Genomic DNA, 23,497 nt, shown 5'->3' with positions numbered 1-23,497 from the left:
CACTGCGACACCTCTACCTGCGAAGCGATATACGGAAGTGCCGGATATGGAACTGACAAAACTGAAGCTGGCCCGCGTGCCTTTATCCGTTAAACTCAGCGGAAGCCTCGTCAACGTGGTGGAATTGAATCTTGTGTTGAAAGAACCAGAGACGATGCAGTTCGGCATGGTCGCTGACCACGAAGTTGATGCTGGGGCCCATGAAAGAAATCGCAAATGTCTGCTTCTGGCCGATTGTGTTGAAAAAGTCGCTCCTCTCAACTGCCCGGATATTGACCGGGGAAAATGCAACTTTTGCACGTTGCTACGTGAAATCTGAGCCCGGGGGGGTGTCAGAAATTTTGTGTTCGGGCATAACATGAGTAAGAGGTGCATGTATGCCAACCAAAAAGAAACCCCTGCGTGACCTACCAAAAATCCCCAAGGAGCTGCTCGAAGAGTTCGGTGAGGGGCTGATTACCGCAGAGGCTATTGAAGACGCTTCTGCGGCCTTCAAGAAGGCCTTGATTGAGCGAGCATTGAGTGCCGAGCTCGGTCACCACCTGGGGTATCCGCCGGGCGCGCAGCGCCCAGAGGATGAAACCAACCAGCGCAATGGCAAAACGGGCAAGACGATTTTGACGGGGGATGGCCCGCTGCGGCTGGAGATTCCCCGTGATCGGGATGGCAGTTTTGCCCCCATTCTGATCCCCAAGCATGAGCGGCGTTACACCGGTTTTGATGACAAGATCATCGCCATGTATGCCCGAGGCATGACCGTTCGAGAAATCCGCGCTTTCCTCTCTGAGCAATACGGGACGGACGTTTCCCATGACTTCATCAGCTCAGTCACGCACGAGGTGATGGAGGAAATTGGTGCGTGGCAACAGCGACCGCTTGAGCCGATGTACCCAGTCATTTTCTTCGATGCGCTGCGGGTCAAGATCCGAGAAGAAGGCCTTGTCCGCAACAAGGCGATTTACTTGGCGCTGGGTGTTTTACCCGATGGAACGCGCGATATTCTTGGTATCTGGATCGAAAACACCGAGGGTGCGAAGTTCTGGATGAAGGTCTTCAACGACCTCAAGACCCGCGGCGTAGAGGACGTGCTGATCGCCGTGACTGACGGTCTCAAAGGCATGCCAGAGGCGCTAAGCGCAGTATTTCCGGCAACAACGCTGCAAACATGCATCGTCCACTTGATCCGCAACAGCCTCGATTACGCGGCGTGGGACAAGCGCCGTGAGCTGGCCAAGGCGCTAAAACCGATCTATCAAGCCATCAACGCAGAAGCGGCTGAGGAAGCACTGGATGCCTTTGAAAATGGCCCTTGGGGTAAGCAATACCCAACGGTGGTGGCGGCCTGGAGACGAGCCTGGGATCGAGTGATTCCATTTTTTGTCTTCCCGCCTGCCATTCGAAAAGTGATCTATACGACCAACGCTATCGAAAGCATCAACGCTCAGCTACGCAAGATCATCAAGACCCGGGGCCACTTCCCGACGGATGACGCAGCGACCAAGCTGATCTGGCTTGGGCTGCGTAACATCACGGCAAACTGGGGCTCGGCGGCTCATGACTGGAAGAGTGCGATGAACCAATTTGCGATTCTGTACGGAGATCGATTTATCAGGCCGACCTGGTAAAACCCGGCCTGCCTGACGGCAGGCCATTACCGGCCCGCACACAAAAAATCTGACACTCTCGAGCCCGGAAGCCTCAGCCAAAAGTGAGGATTTCAATCTCAGACGCGTACTTTTCTGCCATGGAAACCAAGGTGGACTTTTTCAACAGAATCGGCCGAAAGCAGCCCCTCATTCCCTGCTAATCTCCCCCCATGAAAACCGCCATCATCTCCGACACCCACGGCCTCCTCCGCCCCGAAGCCCTGACCGCGATCCAGGGCGTCGACCTCATCCTCCACGCCGGTGATATCGGCAGCTGCGAAATCCTGGAGCAACTTTCCCAAATCGCCCCCACCCACGCCGTACGCGGCAACAACGACCTGCACCTTCCCTGGGCCGCCACCCTCCCCGATCACCTCGCCCTCACGCTGAACGGTTGGCCAACCCTGCTCACCCACGACATCGCCGACGTCCCGGCCCTGCTCAGCAGCACCGTCAAACTCATCATCACCGGTCACTCCCACAAACCGCTGATCGAATGGCGCGGTGATCGTCTGTACCTCAACCCCGGCAGCGCCGGCCGCCGGCGTTTCAAACTGCCGGTCACGCTGGCTTTGCTCGACGTCACCCCTGACGCGCTGGAACCCCAGCTAATCCACCTGCTGCCCTGAAACTTTTCCTCTTGCGGCGCTTTGATCACCTAACCTCATAGACTGTGTGATCAATTCGAGCCCGTCCGTCCATGCGCAACACATTGAAGTCGCTGTTGTTTATCGCGCTCACGCTGCTGATTCCTGGCGGTTCTTCGCTGTGGGCGGCGGATCTGCCGGCGCCTTCGCAGGCGGCGGCCGCGCCGCTGCCGGTGATCAGTCAAAGTGACCTGCAAGGCCTGCAACTGCGCCTCGACGGGCTCAAGCAACAGATCTCGTCGGCGAATAATTACAACCAGCTCGAAGGGCCGCAGGATCGGGTGCAGGCGTTCATTCTGGATGTCGATCGGTTGTCGGCGTCGTTGTTGCCGCAGCAGGCGCAACTGGCGGTGCAGCTAGGGGTATTAGGGGCGGCCCCGGATACGGGGGTGGCGTCGGAGCAGGCGGATATCGTCGCGCAGCGGGCGTTGTTGGCAGAGCAAAAGAACAAGGTGGATACGACGCTGAAGAATCTGGCGGCGTTGAAACAAAGTGCGGCGGACCTGATTACGCAGATTGCGGGGATTCGGCGCACGTTGCTGGAGAGTGAGCTGACGCTGCGCACCAACAGTATGTTGAGCCCGGATTTCTGGTCACCGCTGGTCAAGCCTCGGCAGGATGATCGGCAGCGGTTGAGCTTTTTTATCGGTCAGGTGGGCAACACGTGGGCCACGGTTTGGGCGCCGGGGCAGCGTTTTTTTACCAGCGTGCTGCTGTTGTTGGCGCTGGCGATCTGGACGTTCGGGCGGCGTTTGGCGGAGCGTGGGTTGACGTGGCTGTGTATACATCGCATGCCGGAGGGGCGTGTGCGGCGCAGTGCGTTGGCGGCAGCTTCTGCGCTGGCGACCATTGTCACCACGGGGATTGCCCTGCAAATCCTGTTCTATGCCTGCACTCGGCATGCGCCGTTGCCGCCGATGCTGGAGACGTTTTCCCAAGAGTTTGAAAAGGTTGTGTATGCCTGTGTGCTGATCACCGGGCTGAGCCGTGCGCTGCTGTCGACCAAGCATCCGTCGTGGCGGCTGCCGGCGATTGCCGATCCGGTGGCGCTCGCGCTGGAGCCCTACCCGCGCATTATCTCCGGCGCGCTACTGGTGTTGGTGACACTGGTGCAAGTCAGCAACGCCACCGGCATGAGCAGTCAGATTGTGCTGGCCGGGCGTGGCGTGATCGCGATGGTGGTCATGGCGATCATCGTGACGATGCTGCTGCGCGTCAGCAAAGTGCGCAAGGCGCTGATCGCGGCCAACGATCCCTCGGCGGCAGGCAACACGTTTGCCGGGGTGATTTACACCGTCGTCAGCGTTTCGATGTTTGTTTCAACGATTGCGCTGCTCACGGGTTATGTGTCGCTGGCGCGGTTTATCACTTATGAGGTGGTGTGGGGCTACATTGTGTTGTCGGGTTTTTACTTGCTGATCCAGGTCATCAAGGATGGCTGCGAGTATGTGTTTTCGCCCAAACATTCGAGCGGCAAGGCGCTCAAGCAGCTGCTGGGGATCGGTGATCGGCGGCTGGATCAGATCTCGATTCTGCTGTCCGGTTTCAGTCGCGCCGGGCTGATGCTGCTGGCGGTGATTGCGCTGTTTGTCGGCGGTATCGGCACCACGTTCGGCCAGTTACTAAGCAACATCATGGCGATCCTCGGCGGCGCCGGGTTGCGCAAGTTGAACATCGTGCCTGGGCATGTGCTCAACGCGGTGCTGGCGTTGTTGATCGGCATCTACCTGATCCGCGCCTTGAGCCGCTGGCTCGACAATGAGTTTCTGCCCAAGACCGATATGGATCCGGGCATGTGCGCGTCGTTGAGCACGCTGTTTTCCAATATCGGTTATGCGGCGGTGATTCTGCTGACGCTGTCGTCGCTGGGCGTGCAGTGGACCAATCTGGCGTGGATCGTCAGTGCGCTGTCGGTGGGGATCGGTTTTGGTTTGCAGGAGATCGTAAAGAACTTCGTCTCGGGCCTGATTCTGTTGACGGAGCGACCGGTAAAGGTCGGCGACTTGATCAGCATCAGCGGCGTCGAGGGCGATATCCGGCGGATCAACGTGCGCGCCACGGAGATCCAGCTCAGCGACCGCTCGATCGTGATCGTGCCCAACTCACAACTGATCTCGCAGAACCTGCGCAACGTCACCCTGGGCGGCAGTGCTCAGGGGGTGGCGTCGCTTGAGTTGGTGTTCCCGCTGGATATCGATCCCGAAGAGGTGAAAGACCTGCTGCTCAACACGTATCGAGAGAACGAAAGCATCCTCGATAAACCGGCGTCGTTTGTGCGCTTCAGCAAATTGTCGCCGGAGGGGATTACGCTGACCATCACGGGATATGTGGGCAGCCCAAGGATTGTCGGGGTGACCAAGAGTGATCTGCTGTTCGAGATTCTCAAGCGTTTGGGCGCAGCGGGGATTGCCTTGGCGACGCCGCCGGCTGCATGAGAGGGTTATTCCGCAAGCGCCTATCAGCCTGCTTTTTAGGTCTTTATTGCCAGTCAGAAAGCGACCTTATACTCAGGACGCCACCTCTACGTCCAATAAGGAAGTTACATGCCTCAACGTCTTTTACTGGCGGCACTGTTCGTTGCAGTCGCCGGTTGTGCCACGCCCCCGCCCGTTTCCGTGCATACCAAGGATCCCGTCAGCTCAACCCTGCAAGGCGACGCCACGCGCCCGGCGCAGGCGCAGTGGACGCGTACCGAGTTGTACTTTTCGGTGGGTTCGCTGGATGGCAAGGAAGGGGCGGTCAGCCCTGCGCGCTGGCGCGAGTTCCTCGATAAGGAAGTCACGCCGCGCTTTCCCGACGGGTTCACTGTTTTCGATGCGTATGGGCAGTGGAAGGACCATGGGGCTAAAGAGCCTGAGCGGCTGAGCACCAAGGTGATTGTGGTCTTGCATGAGAACAGCGCGAAGAATGAGGGCAGCATTGAGGCGATTAGGTTGGCGTACAAGCGGATTACCGGGGATTTGTCGGTGTTGCGTCTTTCGCAACCGGCAGCGGTGTCTTTTTAAGAGCCCTTCTCTCCAGCTCTCTCGCTGGGAGAGGGCTGGAGAGAGGGCCCGACGTTGAGCGCCACGGTCGGCGCGGTTTTCAGGATGTCGGTGGTGATCACCCTACCCAGCGTGATCAAACACCGGCAGATGCCGGCCCGGCCCCTGCCCTTTTTCAGAACCCATAGGTCGCGCGGGCGTAGTAGTACGCGCCGTTGGTGCCGATCGGCGACAGCACGTCATACGGCAGGTTGCCGCCGTAGTTGATGGCCGAGCCCGAGCGCTCCGGGTAATTGTCGGTGAGGTTGTTGCCGCCCACGGCGACATTGAATTTCGGGGTGAATTTGTAGGTCACTTCGGCGTCCAGTTGCCACACCGCGCCGTAGGTTTGCTCCGGTTGCGAATCGCCGAAATCAAACACCCGCGTGGTTTCGCCCTGGCGAGTCAAACGGCCAAGCAGGCCCCAGTGTTCACTCGCCCAGTTCGCGGAAAAGATGAAGCGATCCTTCGGCGCGGCGTCGGTCAACGTGTTGGTTTCCTCAACGCCGACCAGCGCATCGTTGCCGATCCCCAGTGCAGTCAGTTGCGACGGTGTGCCTTTGGTGCTGGTGACTTTGGTGTGGTTGTAGGTGTACGCGGTGGTCAGGCCCAGTTGTCCTTCGTAGAACGGCTGGTGGTAGTTGAGCACCAATTCGGCGCCGTGGGTGCTGGTGTCGGCGGCGTTGGTGAAGAAGTTGACGTCATGGACGCCGGCGACGCCGTAGTTATCGTTGATGAAGGTTTCCAGGGCGTCGCTGCCGATGCGCTGGGACAGCGTAATGCGGTCTTTGACGTCGATGCGGAAGACGTCGAGCGAGGCATCAAAGCGATCGTTCAACTGGAAGGTCAGGCCGAGGCTGAAGTTTTTCGAGGTTTCCGGGTCGAGTTTTTCTGCACCAAGGGCGCGTGCGATCGGGTCGTTGACCGAGAGCACGCGGATGTCGGTCAGCGTGCCGCCATCACCGAAGTTGCTGGTGGTGTTCTGGAAACCACTCTGCGCCAGCGACGGCGCGCGGAAGTTGTTCGACACCGCGCCGCGCAGCGCCCATTGCTCGGTGAGTTTATAGCGACCACTGAGCTTGCCGGTGAGTTTGCTGCCGGCGTCGTCGTAATGTTCCCAACGGGTGGCGGCGTCGACGAAGAAGCGGTCGGTGACGTCGCCCGACAATTCGGCGTATGTGCCGAACACGTTGCGATCCAGATCCGACTCTTCGCTCGGGCGCAGACCGTTGGCGCCATCCGCTCCGGAGCCGATGTAGGACGCCTCGTCGCCGGCATAGGTCAGGTAGTTCTCATAGCGATACTCACCGCCGACCGCGAGGACAAACGAGCGCTCGCCGAGGCGCAGCTCGCGGCTGAAATCGAGGTTGCTGGTGGTCTGGCGCAACTCGTATTCGCCGGTGTCGAACTTCGTCGGCGAGTCTTCACCGAGGCTGACGTTGAGGGTGCGTCGGGTTGACGATTCGAAGCGGTTGCGGCCATGGGTGATGCTGCTGTCGAAATCCCACTCATCGCCGATCAAGCCTTTGAAACCGGCGGTGGCCGAGATGTCCTGGTTGTCACCCAGCGATTGTGGCAAGTAACCGTTGGGATAGAACTGCGGTTGTTCGTAGGGGTAACGATAGAACGCGGCGCCCGTGGTATGGCGCTGGTTATAGGTGCCGAAACTGTAGGCCTTGCCGCCGGTCAGCGGCAGCTCGCTGTTGAACCACAGGTTGACGTCCCGCGCCAGGCCGTCGCCCATCACGTAGTTGCGCTGGCCGGGTGTGTCGGCGAAACCGTCGAAGCCTGCACGGTTGGTCGGGTTGCGATCCTTGTACTCGGTACCACCGCGAATGAAGCCGCCCTCCTCGCCCAGGTGCGTGCCGAGCTTGGCGGTGGTCACGCTGTTCTGGCCGTCGGTGGTGGTCTTGCCGATGGCGTCCTGACGGGTGTGAAACGCGCCATAACTGGTGGACACTTCGCCGCCTTCCGGGGCGTCGTCTAGGATGATGTTGATCACCCCGGCAATCGCGTCAGAGCCGTACTGCGCACCCGCGCCGTCACGCAGCACCTCGATGCGTTTGATCGCGCTGATGGGGATCGAATTGAAGTCTACCGGTGCGGTGCCGCGTCCGATTTTCGAAGAGTCGTTGACCACCGCCGACGTGTGGCGGCGCTTGCCGTTGACCAGCACCAGCACCTGATCCGGGCTCATGCCGCGCAGTTGTGCGGCGCGGATATGGTCAGCGCCGCCGGAGTTGGATTGGCGCGGCAGGCTGAAGGATGGCAGCAATGTCTGCAACGCCGCGCCCAGTTCGCCGTCAGCCGCGCCGGCAGTTTTCAGGTCTTCGGCGGTCAGCACATCCACCGGCACGGGGGAGTCCAGCACCGTGCGCGAAGTACCGCGCGTACCGGTGACCAGAACAGTGCCCAGTCGGGATTCGTTTTCGACGCTAGTGGAAGTATCTTCGGCTTTTGCGGGTAGTTGCCAGATTGCACTGACAACTGCAGCGGCCAGTAATGAACGGGAACGGTAATGCATGTAACAGCTCCTTGAATCGCAGCTAATACCCGGCCGTTACCGGCAATAAGTCGTCGGCAATCAAAGCGCGGCAATGTCTGCTGTAGTTTTAGATAGCGGAAGGCAGCGAAGGCTGTTGAAACGTTAAATAGCGGTGAAGCGCAGTACCCCCCAGAGTGAATATTTTCCCCTTGAAGCCCGATGCTAGAGGAGCGGATGGCTTTCGCAAAAGAACCAATAACACTTAGGTTAGATCGCTCTAAAGGAGTGTTTTTAGTTCAACACAAGTGTTGCTGGACCAACACTTTAACCAACTAAGTAAGACCCCTGTAGGAGCTGCGGCACGCTGCGATCTTTTGATCTTGCTGTTAAAAGACAAAGTCAAAAGATCGCAGCGTGCCGCAGCTCCTACAGGGACCGATGCATTACATTCAATCGAAGTCCTTTTCCAGCCACGCATCTTCGGCAATGTCCAACGCTTGTGCACTGAAGCGCTGCTCAGCAAACGGATCGGCCTGCAGATGAAAGCCGTTACGCTCCCAAAAACCCGCTTGCTCGTGTTCGACAAACTCAAGCCCCCGCAGCCATTTGGCACTCTTCCAGAAGTACCGCCCCGCCACCACCAGCCGCAGGGGCCAGCCGTGTTGCTCGGTTAACGGTTGGCCTGCGTAGTGAGTCGCCAGCAGGGTGTGCGGATGCAGCAAGTCGTCAAGCCGAAGGTTGGTCTGGTAATCGTGATCGGCGTGGGCCATGACGAACGCCGTCTTCGGCTGGATATCGAAGGCTTGCAACAGGTCTTGCAGATGCACTCCGCGCCACTGCGTGTCGAACTTCGACCAGCGTGTCACGCAGTGGATATCGCATTGCAGTTGGCGTTGCGGCAGCGCTTGCAGGTCGGTGTAGCGCAGCTCGACCGCGCTGTTCAGCGAACCGAACAGACGCAGCGACCAGTTCGCCAAGTCATACTCCGGCACGTCGCCTTCATGCAGGATCGGGAAGCGCTCGGTCAGCACCTGACCGGGAGGCAACCGCCCGCCGAATGCAGGATCTGTTTTCGGAGAGCGGGTTTTGCGCAATCGTGCAGCTTTGTTGTGCATGTTCACCCCAAACTCAAAAGTGAAACCTGACCCTGTGGGAGCGAGCCTGCTCACGAAGACGGCGGATCTGTCATCTGATTTTTATTGGGCCACAGGTATCCACTCAGCCCGCGCCACATTGTCGGTATCGCCGAACGCCGGGAGTTTCTGTGCCAGATCGCGCACGTTCTTCACATCCAGATCGAGCAACTGCTGGCGGGTGATCAGCGTCGGCGGAACCAGCACCTGGTGCCCCGGATTCTCCCCGGCAATCAACATCGCCAGACTGCGCACGCTGATCGCCCCGGCCACTTGCGGATTGACCGCCGCCGTCGCCGCCCAGGCGCTGTCCGGCTCTTTCATGATCTGGATATCGGCGGTAGAAATATCCGCACTGTAGATCTTCACTTGGCTCGCCAGCCCCGCCTCGTCGACGGCAATTTTTGCGCCTTTGGCGAACTCATCGAACGGCGCAAATATCACGCTGATCCCCGGATTCGCCCGCAGCACGGCGCTGGCCTGATCCGCCACCGAGTTGGCAATCGGCGGATTCAGCGTGCCGAAGCGCGCCTTCTCGACGATGCCCGGATTGGCCTTCTTGACCTGACTCCAGATCTCGTCGCGGCGCTCCATTGGGGTAAACCCGCTGATGTACACATACCCGGCATCGAACTGCGTGCCGTTGTCCTTCAGCGCCTGATCCAGTGCCAGCCGCGCCAGCGCATGGTGATCCTGCTCGACCTGAGTCACCTGCGGCGAATTCAGATCGACATCGAACGCGACCACTTTGATGCCTTTGGCGATGGCCCGATCAATCGGCGCCTTGAGGGTTTCCGCCAGACCGAGTTGCACGATGATCCCGTCCACGCCCAGATCAATCGCCTGATCGATCATCTCGCCCTGACTCGCCGCCTGCTGCCGGGCATCGAATACACGCAGACTGGCGCCCAGCGCTTTGGTCTGCTGCTCTACCCCGCGCAAATACGCCTCGGGAAAATCCCCGGAAAACAGATAACCCACCAGTGCGATCTGCACCTGACCTTTATCGAACGGTGCCGGCGCGCCGGGCAATACCGTGGCCTGGGCGTTAAGGGCCAACGCCGAGAGCAAGGCCCCCGCGAGGCAATGGCGGGCGAACTGTCTGATTGAACCGTGCATACAACTTCCTTGACTGAAAGCGGCTCAACGCGCCCGATGCGCGAGGCCGAAGGTGAACATCAGGGCCAGCACCAGCACCAGTCCCTTGACGAAATCCTGCGCGTAATAAGGCGCGTTGAGCATGGTCAGGCCATTGAGCAACGAGGCCACCAGCAGCGCACCGACCAAGGTGCCAAAGGCGTTGGGCTTATTCGCGCCGAGTACGGCAAAACCGATCAGCGCCGCGCCTAAGGCATCCAGTACCAGGCCGTTGCCAGAGCTGACATCACCGCGCCCCAATCGCGCGGCCAGTAACAAACCTCCAAGCGACGCCAGCAGTGCCGACAACACGTAGGCCAGCAATTTGAAGCGCTGCACCGGTGCGCCGGCCAGTCGCGCGGCCTGCTCGTTGCCGCCAATGGCATAGAACAACCGGCCAATGCGCGTGCGCTCCAGAAACAGCCACACCGCCAGCGCCACCACCGCCGTGATCAGCACCGGAACCGGCACCACGTCCCATAATCGCCCGCGTCCCAGCGCCAGAAACGCCGCACTGAAGGTGCCCTCGGTTTCCACGCCATTGGGCAAGGTCATGCCCACCGCAATCGAACGGCCGCCGGTGGGAATCAGTTGCACACCGATCACCAGAAACATGCTGCCCAGCGTCGCGAGGATGTCCGGCACCCGCAGCTTGACGATCAGCCAGCCGTTGAGCAGCCCGACCAGTGCGCCACCCGCCAGACTGATCAACACCGCGGGCACCGCGCCCCAACCGAGCACGACCATCACGTAACTGGCGATCATCAGGCTCATCGCCGCCACTGCGCCAATCGATAAATCCACGCCGCCGACGGCCATGGTCAGGGTCACCCCAAGGGCCAGCAGCGCCACGATCGACACCGATTGCAGGATGCTGAACAGATTGCCGACGCGCAGAAACGCAGGCTCCGCAGCGCTGAAAAACACCACGATCAGCGCCAGCAGCCACAACAGGCCATAGCGAATCAAGGCTTGCAGCAAGCGCTCGGCGGGGGCCGGCACGGTCGATATCAGTGAACTCGAATCAGGCACTCGCTCTGCTCCTTGGCGTGGCTTGAAGGGGATTTTCAACAGCGTCGGTGCCGGCCAGTGCGGCGACCAGCGTGGCGCGGTTGAGGCCGGCACGCGGATATTCGGCGACTACCGCGTGATCGCGCACCAGCAGGATGCGGTCGGCAATTTCCAGGGCTTCATCAACATCGGCGCAAATCACCAGCGTCGCGCGGCCTTTGGCGCTGTCGCGCAGCAACTGGCCGATCTCGCGACGGGCGCGCACGTCGACACCTTGAAAGGGCTCGTCGAGGATCAGCACCCGCCCTTCCCCGAGCAACCAGCGGCCCAACACGACTTTCTGTTGATTGCCGCCGGATAACGCGGTCATCGGCACATCGATGCCCGCGGTCTTGATCCCCAGCGCCGCCACTTGCGCCTCGACCGCAGCGGCTTCAGCGCGATTGCGGATAAAACCGCCGCGAGTGAAGCGTTCAAGAAACGGCATAGTCAGGGTGCGACGTAAGGAAAAATCAGGCACCAGCGATTGACTGGCGCGATCTTCGGCGGCCAAGAACACGCCGCTGCGAATCGCCTCACGGGGGGAGCCGGCGCGCCAGTCAACGCCCTCCAGTTGCGCGGTGCCTGAGACAGCGGATCGCAGGCCAAACAGCACCTCGGCAATCTCGCTTTTCCCGGCGCCGAGCAACCCGGTCAGCACCACTATTTCGTTTTCGTGCAGGCTCAGGTCAAACGCGTTCGACCGAGGCAGGATTTTCATCGCACTGAGTTTCAGCACTTCCCGCCCGGCCACACGCGGCACGTAAGTGTGTTGCGCAAGCGCCTGCCCGAGCATCGCCTGCACCGCCTCGGGCAATTGCCGCGCCGTGAACGCCCCCGCCAGCCGCCCATCACGCAGGACAATGGCGCGATCCGCCACCCGCTGCAGATCGGACAACCGATGGGAGATGTACAGAATTGCCACGCCACGACTGCGTAACGTATCGATCAAGCGAAACAAGCGCTGCGCTTCGGCATCCGACAAGGCAGCGGTCGGCTCGTCCAGAATCAGCAAGCGTGGCTGCAAAGCGAACGCCCGGGCCAGCACCACCAGTTGCCGTTCGGCCTGGCCCAGATGCTCGATCGGCTGCTCCAGCGGCAAGCTCAACCCAAGCCCTGCGGCAATGTTCGCGGCGCGCTCCAGCAGACGTTTGCGATTGAGCCAGAAGTCGGCATCAGGGCGGCATAGCTCATCGAGCAGCAGGTTTTCCGCCACGCTCAAACCCGGTGCAATGCCTTCATTGATCTGCTGATGCACCGCGACAATTCCGACCCTTCGCGCCGACAACGGCGAGCTGAAATGGCGCGGCTGAGCGTCCACCAGTATCTCGCCGCCATCCGCGCGCTGACTGCCAGCCAGAATCTTCACCAGCGTCGATTTGCCCGCACCATTGACGCCCAGCAGCGCTACCACTTCGGCGGGATAAATCTCCAGGCTGACCCGATCCAGTGCCCGGTTCGAACCGAAAACCTTACTGACCTCACGTACCCGAATCAGCGGCTCAGGGGCCACAGCGACAGGTGCACTCATAAAATTCCTTAACGTCGATGGGCCAGTGAACGCACCAGCCGATCGCCCAGGCTTTGCACGCCCTGAACGAGAATGACCAGCACCACCACGGTGGCGACCATCACTTCATTGTTGAACCGTTGATAGCCATAACGGATGGCCAGATCGCCGAGCCCGCCGCCACCAATCACCCCCGCCATCGAGGAAAAACCGATGAGCATTACCAGCGTCAGGGTGATCCCCGCCAGCAACGCCGGCAGCGCTTCGGGCAACAGCACTTTGAAAATCACATGGCGAATGTCACCGCCCATGGCGAGGATCGCTTCGATGCGGCCCTTGTCGACTTCGTCCAGGGCGTTTTCGACAATGCGCGCGAAGAACGGAAACGCGCCGATGGTGATCGGCACCACCGCAGCGGTGCTGCCCAGTGTCGTGCCAACCACCAACCGGGTCAGCGGGATCAGGGCAATCAGCATCACCACGAACGGCAACGAACGCCCAAGATTGACCAGCCCGCTCAGCGCCGCATTGAAGCGTGGCATCGGCGCCAGTCCGGTGCGGCGGCTGATGAACAGCAACACGCCCAGCGGCAGGCCGATCAACAGCGTGAACAGCCCGGCGAGCAAGACCATGTACACGGTTTCACCGGTGGCGTTGAGCACCAGTTGCAGGATTTCATCCCAATTGATCGAGCGATTCATGACTGCGCCGCCCGCGCGCCGTATTGCTTGAGAAAGCTCAGGCCGGGCGAGTCATGACCCAACGGCAATCCGCAGGTGGGCCGTAGCGAACGGCCGAGTGTCGATTGCGGATCAGCCAGCAGCCGTGGCACCGGGCCGGCCTCGATCAACCGCCCGTTGGCCATCAGCGCTGCGTGATCGCAGATCGACTTGACCACGTCCAGTTCATGGGTGATCAGCACGATGGTCAGGCCCAGTTGCCGGTTGATATCGCGCAGCAGCTCCAGAATCGATTCGGTGGTTTCCGGGTCGAGGGCGCTGGTGGCTTCGTCCGACAGCAAATACGCCGGTTCCGCCGCCAGGGCCCGGGCGATGCCCACCCGCTGTTTCTGGCCACCGGACAATTGCGAGGGAAAGGCCTGCGCCTTGTCGCTCAAGCCGACCAGCGCCAGCAATTCGCGAACCCGCACATGGCGCCACGGCTTGCCGACGTTGGCGATTTCCAGCGGCACGGCGATGTTGTCGAACACATTGCGCGAGTGCAGCAGGTTGAAGCCCTGAAAGATCATGCCGATGCGTTGCCGTTGTTGGCGCAACGCCTTGTCGGACAGCGCCCTGAGGTCGACACCGTCCAGCAGAATCCGACCGCTGTCCGGTCGTTCGAGCAGATTAAGGCAACGCAGCAGCGTCGATTTGCCCGCTCCGCTGCGCCCGAGAATCCCGTAGACCGCACCGTCGGGAATGCTCAGCGACACCTGATCCAGGGCAGGCGCCGGCGCTGACGGGTAGGTCTTGCTCAACTGCTCGACGATGATCATGGCTTCGCGTCCGCCACCGGAATCACCGAGCCGGCGAAGTTATCGGTGATGTACTTGGCCACTTGCGGCGAGGTCAGGTCTTTGGCCAGTTGCGCGATGCGCGGGTCGCTCTGCAAGTTCGGTGTGGTCACCAGAATGTTGGCGTAGGGGTTGTGCTCGGCCTTCTCCAGGCCCAGCGCATCCTTGGCCGGCACCAGTCCGGCGTCCAGCGCATAGTTGCCGTTGATCACCGCCAGATCGACATCGTCCAGCGAGCGGGGAATCTGCGGTGATTCGATCTCCAGGATCTTCAACTGTTTCGGGTTTTCGGCAATGTCCTTGGGCGTCGCCTGGTCCGTTGCCGGATTGTTGAAACCGGGCTTGAGTTTGATCAGGCCGTTGTCCTGCAACAGGTACAGCGCACGGCTCAGGTTAGTGACGTTGTTGGGCACGGCGACGGTGCCTTTTGCCGGCACATCAGCGAAACTTTTATGCCGGTGCGAGTAGATGCCCAACGGTTCGATATGCACGGTGGCCGCGACGGCGAGTTTCTCGCCGAGGGCCTGCTCCTGAGACTTCAGATACGGCAGGTGTTGGAAGTAATTGGCGTCGACATCGCCATGCACCAGCAGCTCGTTGGAGTTCACGCCGTTGGGGATCTCGATGATTTTCAGATTGAGTTGCGGGTCGATCTTCTGCACGTACGCCAGAATCTGCGCATGGGGCACCGGGTCGGCAGCGACACGTAATGGCTCCAGCGCCTGAGCACCAAACGAGGTCACCAGCGCGCCGAGGACGGCCAGGGTCAAACCTGCTTTTTTCAACATGGGCGAAATCCTTGAGCGAGTGATGAATCAGGCGGTTTTGCGAGCGGGTGCTGGCGGCAGCAGCGCATCGGCATAGAACCGTTGCGCCACATCGGGATGCGAGCGCAAACGACCCTTGAGGTAGTTCCAGCCGACATCGCGAAACAGGGGGTTGAGCGGATCACTGGCCGGCCCGCGCGCTTCACGCAACAACGCGGTGGGCAAGGGATACAGCGGCACCGTGGCGTCGAGTTGCGCGCCAAGGAAGAAGGCGATGGACAGGCGTTCGCTGCCTTCGGGCGGCGAGACAACCCGATGCACGGTGGCGCGCAGATAACCGTTGGTGGCCAGCTCCAGCAATTCGCCGATGTTCACCACCAACGTGTTTTCCCGGGGCAGCGCATCGATCCAGCGGCCCTCTTCGATCTCCACTTGCAGACCGGCCTGTTCGTCCTGCAACAGGAAGCTGAGGAAACCGGAATCCTTGTGCGCACCGACGCCCTGATTGCTCGCATCGACCGGCTGGCCCGGATAGCGCATCAGCTTGATGTGTTCATTGGGTTTGTCGCCGTATAACTGATCAAAAGCGTCTGCCCGTAGCGACAGTGCCTGGGCGAACGCTTGCAGCAGGCGCAACGACATGTGCGTCATCGCCTGCTGCCAATCGAGTAGCAAGGGTTTGAGTTCCGGCAGCGCCGCCGGCCATTGATTCGGGCCTTGCAGCCGCGCCCAGAACGGGCTGTCCGCTTGCAAAGGCAAGACTTCACGCTCGGCGCCCAGATCAAACTGTTCGCGCTGGTCAGGTTGGCCGCGGGTGATCTCGGAAGCCGCGCGGTTGTAGCCGCGAAAGTGCGGCGAGTTGATCATGCCGACGGCGGTTTTTTCGCTGTCGGGCAAGGCGAAGAATTGCCGGGCGTGATCCTGCACTTGCTTGAGCGAAGCGCTGTCGATGCCATGACCGGTGAGATAGAAGAAGCCGACGTCGCGCGCGGCGTGACGCAGGTTTTCAAGAAATTCATAACGCTGTTGCGCCGTGCCTTCGAACAACGAAAGGTCCAGCGTCGGTAATGCAGTGATGTCCAGGGTACGCGGCATGATTCACTCCCGTGTGAACCAAACCTGAAGAGCCTTTGATCGATTCAGCGTGTGCCGTCATGGCAATCGGAGGTCTATCGGTTTGATGCTTTGATTCGTTGGTGAATCAAAACTAATCGATATATAAAACGGCTAACAAATACCTTTTTTGCATTAGCTTAGGCCGGATGCTTTTTGGGTTGAGGGTGTTTGGCAGGTGCGTGGAGTGTCAGGTAGATGGCTGCCCCCTCACCCCAGCCCTCCCGAAACATCCAACAGGCCCCAGAGGGGGCGACGGTAAAAGGAGCCGAGCTTTAGTGCGTTCAAAACTGAGTTCGACTCGATGTTTCAGGTCGGTGTAACTCGCAAGAACAATCGCTGGTAACGTGTACGCCCTGCAACGGTGGCGCAGAGCACCTGAAGCAATCATTCTCTGCGTTGCAGCGCGCGGCCTCTTACCCAGCCGACGAGAGCACTTGGCGTACCCATTTCGGTCCAGTTACGGAAAAGTATATGCACATGGAAATTCAAGACCAGGGGTTCTTCTGGTGGGCAAATGAAGATTCTGAGACGCAGAGGACGGCCGGCTTATTAACGATAGACTCAAGCGGACTGATCAAACTTGAACTGCACGAGACGTTGCCAGGGCGAAGCGGACTCGGCGGAGTTTTTGGTGAAAACCTTGCGGAGTCCATTTCCCTGTTGGGTTGTTTGAAAGCCAGCGGCCAATATGTATTGCTCAAGGGGCTGGCTGCCGTCGGTGGGCACACGGGGCACAATTCACATGAAACGTTTATAGCCCGTGAATGTTTTATCTCCCAAAGGCCACCCACCTTTAAAAGCATCGATAAGATCAGTGTGTCCCTGGATGATCTACAGCAGTGGATACGCCCCGGGAAAATCACCTTTGATCGATCAAAGAGTAGTGATGGTGGTGGCGAGGCAATCGAAGCCAGGCTGGCGCTAAATCCGGATGAGTCGTTGATCACCTCATCGGGAACGCTTGAAGTTATTCATGACTTCACCGGTTACGAACCCGACATGTGGGCCCATTCAATCAATGCCGGCATGTCTTCAAGACTGGCGTTCACGCCAACAACAGCGATGACAAGCGAGGATGCACTGGACTGGTACCGTGCCGTCCAGGATTTATTGCTGATTCTTACGAATTCAAATTTAACGCTCAGGTGGCCGAAATTATTCTGGGAAGAACATGGAGAACTCACTACGGCCGTCTTTTATTTTCGCCGCAACGCACCGGCCGACAGCCCGGTAAAATGGCATGAAATGCTACTGCCGTTCATTATGATCCGCGAGACGTTTGCAACCCTGCTGGAAAACTGGATAGACCAACGAAAACGTTTAGGCCCGGGCATCAGCCTTTATCTGGGAACCCGCCGCAACAAGCCCCTTTATGTAGAGCATCGCTTTGTCAATCTTGTGTGGGGGCTGGAAGCGCTGGATCGCCGCGTCAACGCGTCAAGCTGTGACGACCCTAAACTTACGGAAAAAATTCAGCGACTGAAGAAGTTCGTTGCAGAAAACGGCGAACAACTCAACCGTAGTGATCGTAAATGGTTAACGGGGCTATTAGAGCAGCGTAGCGTGGAACGGCCACTGGCAGACAGGCTCTACAACCTGTTAAAGCCCGTGGCTATCGGGCTTGATGACACAAAACTCAAAAAATTTACCCGCGCCTGCGCCGACCTTCGAAATGACCTGTCTCATCACGGTGGTGAAAGGAAGCCGGGGGATTATCAGTATTTCATCAGTGAATTGCTGAAAAAAACTGATGCACTTTCCACCCTTTACCTCCTGCGAATCCTCAGCCTGACAGGCTTCGACTCGACGCACATCAAGCACATGCTTTATGGCACGCCGAACTCGCTCCAGCTCAAGGAATACTTAATCGGAGCTGACTTGCTTCCCGATGTAGACATCGCTGAACTTCTCGCCAATTTAAAGACCCACAGTTCAACAGCAGCACCACAAGATGGAGACGATACGCCCTCTTAAACGTCCGTTGAACGAAGGTCAGGATAGCCGGTAGAACATTTTCGTTACCGGCGATCAGGTGCGCAATCCTGAGAGTGTCGGGCGTAACGCAGGCACTCTATTTCGCCAGCGGCAGGAATTGCAGGCAGGGAAAACCGGTCTTAAAGCGCAATTGCCGGATCGGCTGGATACTCGGTGTACGTCGCGCCGGTCCGATATGAGAACTGCATTGAATTAATGGTTGTTACTGACGCGATCAGTGATCGTCTGCTGGCTGTGATCAAGCCATAGTCGCTCGAAGGCCTTTAACATCAATACCCTGATTTTTAACAATGGTTTACATCGCTTTGGCAGCCCCCCCGATATAGTTTTTGCACCTGCCACGATCTGGAAATCTCGCAATGCAGTCGAGCACTACTCTGGTGGATCCTGAGCTGATCATGATCCGCCGGCTGTTCGCAACACCTCTGGCCAGTCTCCAATACCCCCATGCAGAAACCCTCAACGCCGAGCTGAAAACCCTCATCACCCAGCGCATGGCGCAAGACCTGTGCGGCACGCAGCGCAGCAATGAAGGTGGCTGGCAGTCCAGCAACGACTTCTCGACATGGGGTGGCGACGCCTGTGATGCCTTGGTGCGCTTCGCCACCGACTTCGCCGGGCAACTGACCGCCGTTCACAGCGAGCAATACGGCCTGACCGAACCGGCATTCGCATGGAAACTCAACGCCTGGGCCAACGTGAATCAGGCCGGCCACAGCAACTCACTGCATGGCCATCCCGGTGCATTCTGGTCCGGGGTTTACTGGGTCGACGCTGGCGGCCGCGAAGACGACCCGGCCGTCGGCGGTGATCTGGAATTCCTCGACCCGCGCGGCATGGTCGCCTCAACCTACAACCCTGCCCTGCGTATGCGCGTCGAAGACTGTCTGACCGCTGGTTTCAGCACGACCTGTGCCGCCCAAAGTGGAACCTTCCTGATGTTCCCGTCGTGGCTGATGCATTTAGTGCAGCGCTTTGAGGGGACGAGGCCGAGGATTTCCATAGCGTTCAACTTTGGCGCCTGAGTGGTTGAACCTCCCCTGCGGGAGCTGCGATGCGACCATTTTCTTTCGGAGGTATGCACTCCAACTGTAGGAGCGAGCCTGCTCGCGAAAGCGGTAAGCCAGACAACCTCAAAACAGCGGATGGACTGCGCGATGCTCGGCCCGTAAACGCAGTCCTGCAAGCACGTTTAAATTACACAACCCGTTACGCCACAGAGCCTACAACGCCTTGCGCCGTTACCTACGCGTACGCCAGAATCCGCCGGCTTACACGGCTATGGGGCGGGCTATATCGTTTCCCTGTCACTGCATAACAGTGATCGGGTTTGGTAGCCCGCTTCTATAGTAGTCGTTTGGCACCACCCTTTATGGTGGCCATGCGTGGGGCTCACTCGTGAGCGCCGGGTTTCCTACTTAGACCGGTCTACCAACCCGCGTATGGCCACCACCCCTCGTTTGGTAGCGAGAGTGATGGTTCCTTAATTTATTAAGTAGGACCTTTATCATGTTCAAAATCACACCCAACCCACCACAAACCGATGCAATCCCCCACGACCCCGCGCTCGACCCGCAAAAGGTCAAAGAAGCCACCGACCGCGCCCTCGACTACTACCTCAAACCCGAAGCACTGGGAGCCCCGCCAGGCTCGCCCAGGTTTCGCCCAGTGTTCCTCGTCGACCCCACGCTGGATGACGAAACCCTGCTGGTCGAGGCCTGCGAATCGCTTTCATACGCCCATGCCATGGCCGGCAATATCGCCAACTCGGTGGGCGGCCCGGAGCGCAAACCGTTGCTGGCGCTGCAACAGGTGATCATGTTGAACGAGCTGTTGGCCAATCGACTGCTGGATAAGCTGCGCTTGCCTGAGTAGTCGCAAGCTCCGCTGATATGCGTTTGAGCGGGGCAATAAAAAGCCCGGACGCTTTTGCTGTCCGGGCTTTCAAGAGCAAGAGATCGCAGTGTGCCGCAGCTCCTACAGGGGGGTGACGATGAACCGCAGCGGGTTCAGGCGTCGTAGAACGGCGCGACCGACACGCGACTGCCGACAAAGAAACTATCCGCCACCAACCGCAATGGCTGCAGATCCAGATCACTGGCCTTGTCGCCAATCAACTGCTGGAAATGCCGATACACCGCGGCGTATTCGCCCTCCTCCGACACGGTCTGACGCACCCCGTCGATGCTCAACAACGCGCCGCCGTTATCCAGTCGCAACACACCTTCGGCGCAGCGAACTTCGATGCTCCATAACTCATCATGACCATGGTCGAAATCGAACTCGGCGCGCACATCGAGGTGGCGCGCGTCAGACATTTTGATCGACGCGGCAATTGGCGACTGGCAGTTGCCCGGCACGCGCAGTTCGGCGGATTCGACAAACAATGGCAGCGTCAGCAGGTGCGTCACGATCGACAAGGCATTGATGCCCGGATCGAAAACGCCCAGGCCGCCCGGTTGCCAGATCCAGGTCTGGCCGGGGTGCCATTTGCGCACGTCTTCCTTCCAGTCGATCTGCACGCTTTGCAGGGTGCGGCTCGCGAGCCAGTCGCGGGCGGCGGCGATGCCGGGGGCGTAACGTGAATGCCAGGCGAACAACGCGCTGACACCTTGGTGCTCAGCCAGCGTCACCAACGCCATCGCCTCACCCAATGTGGCGCACGGCGGTTTTTCCACCAGCACATGTTTGCCGGCAGCCAGCGCTTGTTGCACCAGTGCGAAACGCCCTTGCGGCGGCGTGCAGAACGCAATCGCATCAACCTGCGGGCCGTGTTCGAGCAACTCGCTCAACGACTGAAAATTCTCTACACCGGCGCAGGGCTGGCCTTGCGTGGCGACGGACACCAACTGGAAGCCGGGATTGGCGAGGATCGCCGGCACGTGTTGATCCTGCGCAATTTTGCCGTAGCCCACCAGGCCGAGACGGATCGGTTGCATCAATGACTCCTGTTTTTGTTTTAGTCAGCGAACCGGCAGATTACCTGCAAACACTGCCATCGTCTGTCTGCGCAACGTCACAAGGCCTCGCAGGATCAGGCAAGCATTGCACAGGAATGCACTACTCCAGCGCCGCGCGAAACCGCAAAGATAGTCCTCCGACAAATCCATTGAGGACGTTCCCATGCTCGTACAAGCCTACGGTGCCCACGCTGGCGACAAACCCCTTGAGCCGATGCAGATCAATCGCCGCGCGCCCGCCGCCCATGATGTGCAGGTCGACATTGCCTTCTGTGGCATTTGCCATTCGGACCTGCATCAGGTGCGCGCCGAATGGGCCGGCACGCAATTCCCCTGCGTACCGGGCCATGAAATTGTCGGACGCGTCTCGGCCGTCGGCGCACATGTCGCGGATTATAAAGTCGGTGATCTGGTCGGTGTCGGTTGCATCGTCGACAGCTGCAAACATTGCGATGACTGCGAAGCCGGCCTGGAAAACTACTGCGACGGCATGATCGGCACCTACAACTTCCCGACGCCGGACGCCCCCGGCTGGACCCTCGGCGGCTATTCGCAAAACATCGTCGTGCACGAACGCTACGTGCTGCGCATCCGCCATCCCGAAGCGCAACTGGCGGCCGTCGCACCGCTGCTGTGCGCCGGCATCACCACCTACTCGCCGCTGCGTCACTGGCAGGCCGGGCCGGGCAAGAAGGTCGGCGTGGTCGGCATCGGTGGTCTCGGTCACATGGGCATCAAACTGGCCCATGCCATGGGCGCGCATGTCGTGGCGTTCACCACTTCCGAATCCAAACGCGAAGCGGCCAAACAACTGGGCGCCGATGAAGTTGTCGTGTCACGCAATGCCGAAGAGATGGCCGCGCATGCCAAGAGCTTCGACTTCATTCTCAACACCGTCGCAGCGCCACATGATCTCGATGCGTTTCTGGTGCTGCTCAAGCGTGATGGCGCGTTGACGCTGGTGGGGGCGCCCGCCTCGCCGCATCCTTCGCCAAACGTGTTCAACCTGATCATGAAGCGCCGCACGATTGCCGGTTCGATGATTGGCGGCATTGCCGAGACGCAGGAGATGCTGGATTTCTGTGCCGAGCACAGCATCGTTTCCGACATCGAACTGATCCACGCTGACCAGATCAATGAATCCTACGAGCGCATGCTCAAGGGTGACGTGAAATATCGCTTCGTGATCGACAACGCGACGCTGGCTGGCTGAAGGTTCGCGCCGTGATCTTTGTCGGCGGAATTTGACAGGCGCCGTGTTGCTCGCCAGAGTCGCACCCCTTTTGCGGCTATCGACGCCGCAGGTTTGGGCAAAACAGGGGTTGTCGTTGAACGAACAAACATTGTCCACGCGCCTGGAGCGCGTGGCGGCGCATGTGCCAGCCGGCGCACGGCTGGCCGATATCGGCTCGGATCACGGCTATCTGCCGGTGGCGTTGATGCGGCGTGGTGTGATTGAAGCGGCCGTGGCCGGTGAGGTGGCGTTGACGCCCTTTCATTCGGCTCAGCGCACGGTGCGCGACAACGATCTGCAGCAACACATTACCGTGCGTCTGGCCAATGGGCTGGCGGCGATCGAGCCTGGCGACAGGGTCACCGCCGTCAGTATCTGCGGCATGGGCGGCGAGACGATCCGCGACATCCTCGACAGCGGCAAAGCGCGTTTGAGCGGCGAAGAACGCCTGATCCTGCAACCCAACGGCGGCGAGCAGCCACTGCGCCAATGGCTGATGAATAACGGCTACCGCATCCTCAGCGAGGAAGTGCTGCGGGAGAACCTTTTCGACTATGAAATCATTGTCGCCGAACGCGCAGAATCCGTGAGCTACACCGATCAGGAGTTGTACTTCGGCCCCTTGCAGATGCAGGCTCGCAGCCCGGCGTTCCTGGACAAATGGCAACGCAAGCTACGTCTGAAGCAGCAGACGTTGAGTCACTTCACTCGAGCGCAGCAGGCTTTGCCCGAGGCGAAAGTGCAAGAAGTTGCTCGCGAGGCGCAATGGATTGCCGAGCTGTTGGCTTGACAGGAGAGGCACAGCGGTCGATGACATAAAAAACGCTCGCGATCTGCGAGCGTCTTTCTAATGCGCTGAGTCAAATCAACACGGGATTACAAACCGATTTGCTTCAACCCCTGACGCATGCCTTGATCCGCCTGTTCGCACCACTGTTTCAGATCCAGATTCGCTGGCAAGCTGGCTTCCAGGTTTTTGTATTCACCTTCGGTCAATACTTCACCCTTGCGACCCTGGGCTTCGCTTTTGTCGCCCCCACTCTTGTCCATTCCCCCTGGAATACCGGCCACGTAAGCCACCATTTTGTTGGCGTTTTCCGTGCTGTCCGCTTTCAGGAAGCCCTTGTCGACACAATGCTTGATCAGCCCGGACATGTTGCGCCCGGTGTCGTACATGCCTTTCAAAGTGGCGGCGTCCGGCCCCTCTGCGTGGGCGACGTTGAAGGTGCCGAAAGCGGCGGTCATTGCGAGGATCAAAGCAGTGTTTTTCATGTTTAT

Annotated in this window: 21 protein-coding genes; 10 read left to right on the top strand and 11 right to left on the bottom strand. The window is 59.4% G+C overall.

The annotated features are described in order from the left end of the window. Positions 1-46: 46 nt before the first annotated feature. The 5 genes from ATI02_RS30810 to ATI02_RS30790 all read left to right on the top strand — a co-directional run bounded on the left by ATI02_RS30810 (position 47) and on the right by ATI02_RS30790 (position 5,298). Positions 47-319, top strand: a complete 273-nt coding sequence (locus ATI02_RS30810) for a hypothetical protein (RefSeq protein ID WP_100848277.1) — start codon at positions 47-49, stop codon at positions 317-319. A 58-nt stretch (positions 320-377) separates the two neighbouring features. Further along, positions 378-1,625 (top strand): IS256 family transposase, encoded by a 1,248-nt coding sequence (locus tag ATI02_RS30805; protein WP_095191982.1) that lies wholly within the window; start codon positions 378-380, stop codon positions 1,623-1,625. A gap of 191 nt (positions 1,626-1,816) precedes the next feature. Beyond that, positions 1,817-2,275: a metallophosphoesterase family protein gene (locus ATI02_RS30800; RefSeq protein ID WP_100848276.1), complete on the top strand. Its 459-nt coding sequence runs from the start codon at positions 1,817-1,819 to the stop codon at positions 2,273-2,275. A 71-nt stretch (positions 2,276-2,346) separates the two neighbouring features. After that, positions 2,347-4,728: a DUF3772 domain-containing protein gene (locus tag ATI02_RS30795; RefSeq protein ID WP_100848275.1), complete on the top strand. Its 2,382-nt coding sequence runs from the start codon at positions 2,347-2,349 to the stop codon at positions 4,726-4,728. Positions 4,729-4,836: 108 nt separating this feature from the next. Continuing rightward, on the top strand, positions 4,837-5,298 hold the full coding sequence (locus ATI02_RS30790) for a DUF3574 domain-containing protein (RefSeq protein ID WP_100848274.1): 462 nt from the start codon (positions 4,837-4,839) through the stop codon (positions 5,296-5,298). Positions 5,299-5,452: 154 nt separating this feature from the next. On the opposite strand, the gene ATI02_RS30785 is transcribed toward ATI02_RS30790, so the two are convergent. The 9 genes from ATI02_RS30785 to ATI02_RS30745 all read right to left on the bottom strand — a co-directional run bounded on the left by ATI02_RS30785 (position 5,453) and on the right by ATI02_RS30745 (position 16,009). Continuing rightward, positions 5,453-7,840: a TonB-dependent receptor plug domain-containing protein gene (locus ATI02_RS30785; RefSeq protein ID WP_100848273.1), complete on the bottom strand. Its 2,388-nt coding sequence runs from the start codon at positions 7,838-7,840 to the stop codon at positions 5,453-5,455. A gap of 410 nt (positions 7,841-8,250) precedes the next feature. Next, a complete protein-coding gene (locus ATI02_RS30780; RefSeq protein ID WP_100848538.1) occupies positions 8,251-8,916 on the bottom strand; it encodes a sulfite oxidase-like oxidoreductase in 666 nt (221 codons plus the stop codon). An 81-nt stretch (positions 8,917-8,997) separates the two neighbouring features. Beyond that, positions 8,998-10,053, bottom strand: coding sequence for a substrate-binding domain-containing protein (locus ATI02_RS30775; RefSeq protein ID WP_100848272.1), 1,056 nt, complete (start codon positions 10,051-10,053; stop codon positions 8,998-9,000). A gap of 24 nt (positions 10,054-10,077) precedes the next feature. Continuing rightward, a complete protein-coding gene (locus ATI02_RS30770) occupies positions 10,078-11,103 on the bottom strand; it encodes an ABC transporter permease (protein ID WP_100848271.1) in 1,026 nt (341 codons plus the stop codon). Continuing rightward, a complete protein-coding gene (locus tag ATI02_RS30765) occupies positions 11,096-12,652 on the bottom strand; it encodes a sugar ABC transporter ATP-binding protein (protein ID WP_100848270.1) in 1,557 nt (518 codons plus the stop codon). The genes ATI02_RS30770 and ATI02_RS30765 overlap by 8 nt, the downstream gene beginning before the upstream one ends. A gap of 8 nt (positions 12,653-12,660) precedes the next feature. After that, positions 12,661-13,332, bottom strand: a complete 672-nt coding sequence (locus ATI02_RS30760; protein ID WP_100848269.1) for a methionine ABC transporter permease — start codon at positions 13,330-13,332, stop codon at positions 12,661-12,663. Then, entirely contained in the window at positions 13,329-14,129 is an 801-nt protein-coding gene (locus tag ATI02_RS30755; protein ID WP_100848268.1) for a methionine ABC transporter ATP-binding protein, read from the bottom strand. The genes ATI02_RS30760 and ATI02_RS30755 overlap by 4 nt, the downstream gene beginning before the upstream one ends. Further along, complete coding sequence (locus ATI02_RS30750; RefSeq protein ID WP_095188742.1) at positions 14,126-14,935, bottom strand: MetQ/NlpA family ABC transporter substrate-binding protein; 810 nt, start codon at positions 14,933-14,935, stop codon at positions 14,126-14,128. The genes ATI02_RS30755 and ATI02_RS30750 overlap by 4 nt, the downstream gene beginning before the upstream one ends. A gap of 27 nt (positions 14,936-14,962) precedes the next feature. Then, positions 14,963-16,009 carry an isopenicillin N synthase family dioxygenase gene (locus tag ATI02_RS30745; protein WP_100848267.1) on the bottom strand — a complete coding sequence of 349 codons (1,047 nt, stop codon included), beginning with the start codon at positions 16,007-16,009 and terminating at the stop codon, positions 14,963-14,965. 498 nt (positions 16,010-16,507) lie between these two features. Here ATI02_RS30745 and ATI02_RS30740 point away from each other — a divergent pair, with 498 nt between their 5' ends. The 3 genes from ATI02_RS30740 to ATI02_RS30730 all read left to right on the top strand — a co-directional run bounded on the left by ATI02_RS30740 (position 16,508) and on the right by ATI02_RS30730 (position 19,900). Further along, positions 16,508-18,004, top strand: coding sequence for an ApeA N-terminal domain 1-containing protein (locus tag ATI02_RS30740; RefSeq protein WP_146166098.1), 1,497 nt, complete (start codon positions 16,508-16,510; stop codon positions 18,002-18,004). 380 nt (positions 18,005-18,384) lie between these two features. Further along, positions 18,385-19,050, top strand: coding sequence for a TIGR02466 family protein (locus tag ATI02_RS30735; RefSeq protein ID WP_100848265.1), 666 nt, complete (start codon positions 18,385-18,387; stop codon positions 19,048-19,050). A 484-nt stretch (positions 19,051-19,534) separates the two neighbouring features. Next, a complete protein-coding gene (locus ATI02_RS30730) occupies positions 19,535-19,900 on the top strand; it encodes a DUF6124 family protein (protein WP_100848264.1) in 366 nt (121 codons plus the stop codon). 134 nt (positions 19,901-20,034) lie between these two features. Here ATI02_RS30730 and ATI02_RS30725 read toward each other — a convergent pair whose 3' ends face one another. Next, positions 20,035-20,964: a Gfo/Idh/MocA family protein gene (locus tag ATI02_RS30725; RefSeq protein ID WP_100848263.1), complete on the bottom strand. Its 930-nt coding sequence runs from the start codon at positions 20,962-20,964 to the stop codon at positions 20,035-20,037. A 184-nt stretch (positions 20,965-21,148) separates the two neighbouring features. Here ATI02_RS30725 and ATI02_RS30720 point away from each other — a divergent pair, with 184 nt between their 5' ends. Both ATI02_RS30720 and ATI02_RS30715 read left to right on the top strand, forming a co-directional pair. Beyond that, positions 21,149-22,198 (top strand): NAD(P)-dependent alcohol dehydrogenase, encoded by a 1,050-nt coding sequence (locus ATI02_RS30720; protein WP_100848262.1) that lies wholly within the window; start codon positions 21,149-21,151, stop codon positions 22,196-22,198. A 115-nt stretch (positions 22,199-22,313) separates the two neighbouring features. Beyond that, positions 22,314-23,009: a tRNA (adenine(22)-N(1))-methyltransferase gene (locus tag ATI02_RS30715; RefSeq protein ID WP_238156225.1), complete on the top strand. Its 696-nt coding sequence runs from the start codon at positions 22,314-22,316 to the stop codon at positions 23,007-23,009. A gap of 86 nt (positions 23,010-23,095) precedes the next feature. On the opposite strand, the gene ATI02_RS30710 is transcribed toward ATI02_RS30715, so the two are convergent. Further along, a complete protein-coding gene (locus ATI02_RS30710) occupies positions 23,096-23,491 on the bottom strand; it encodes a hypothetical protein (protein ID WP_095188734.1) in 396 nt (131 codons plus the stop codon). Positions 23,492-23,497 lie beyond the last annotated feature (6 nt).

It is taken from the genome of Pseudomonas baetica, from assembly GCF_002813455.1.
GTDB classification, from domain to species: Bacteria; Pseudomonadota; Gammaproteobacteria; order Pseudomonadales; family Pseudomonadaceae; genus Aquipseudomonas; species Aquipseudomonas baetica.
The sequence above is the reverse complement of the archived record's forward strand: the minus strand, read 5'-3'. Positions and strand labels throughout refer to the sequence as shown.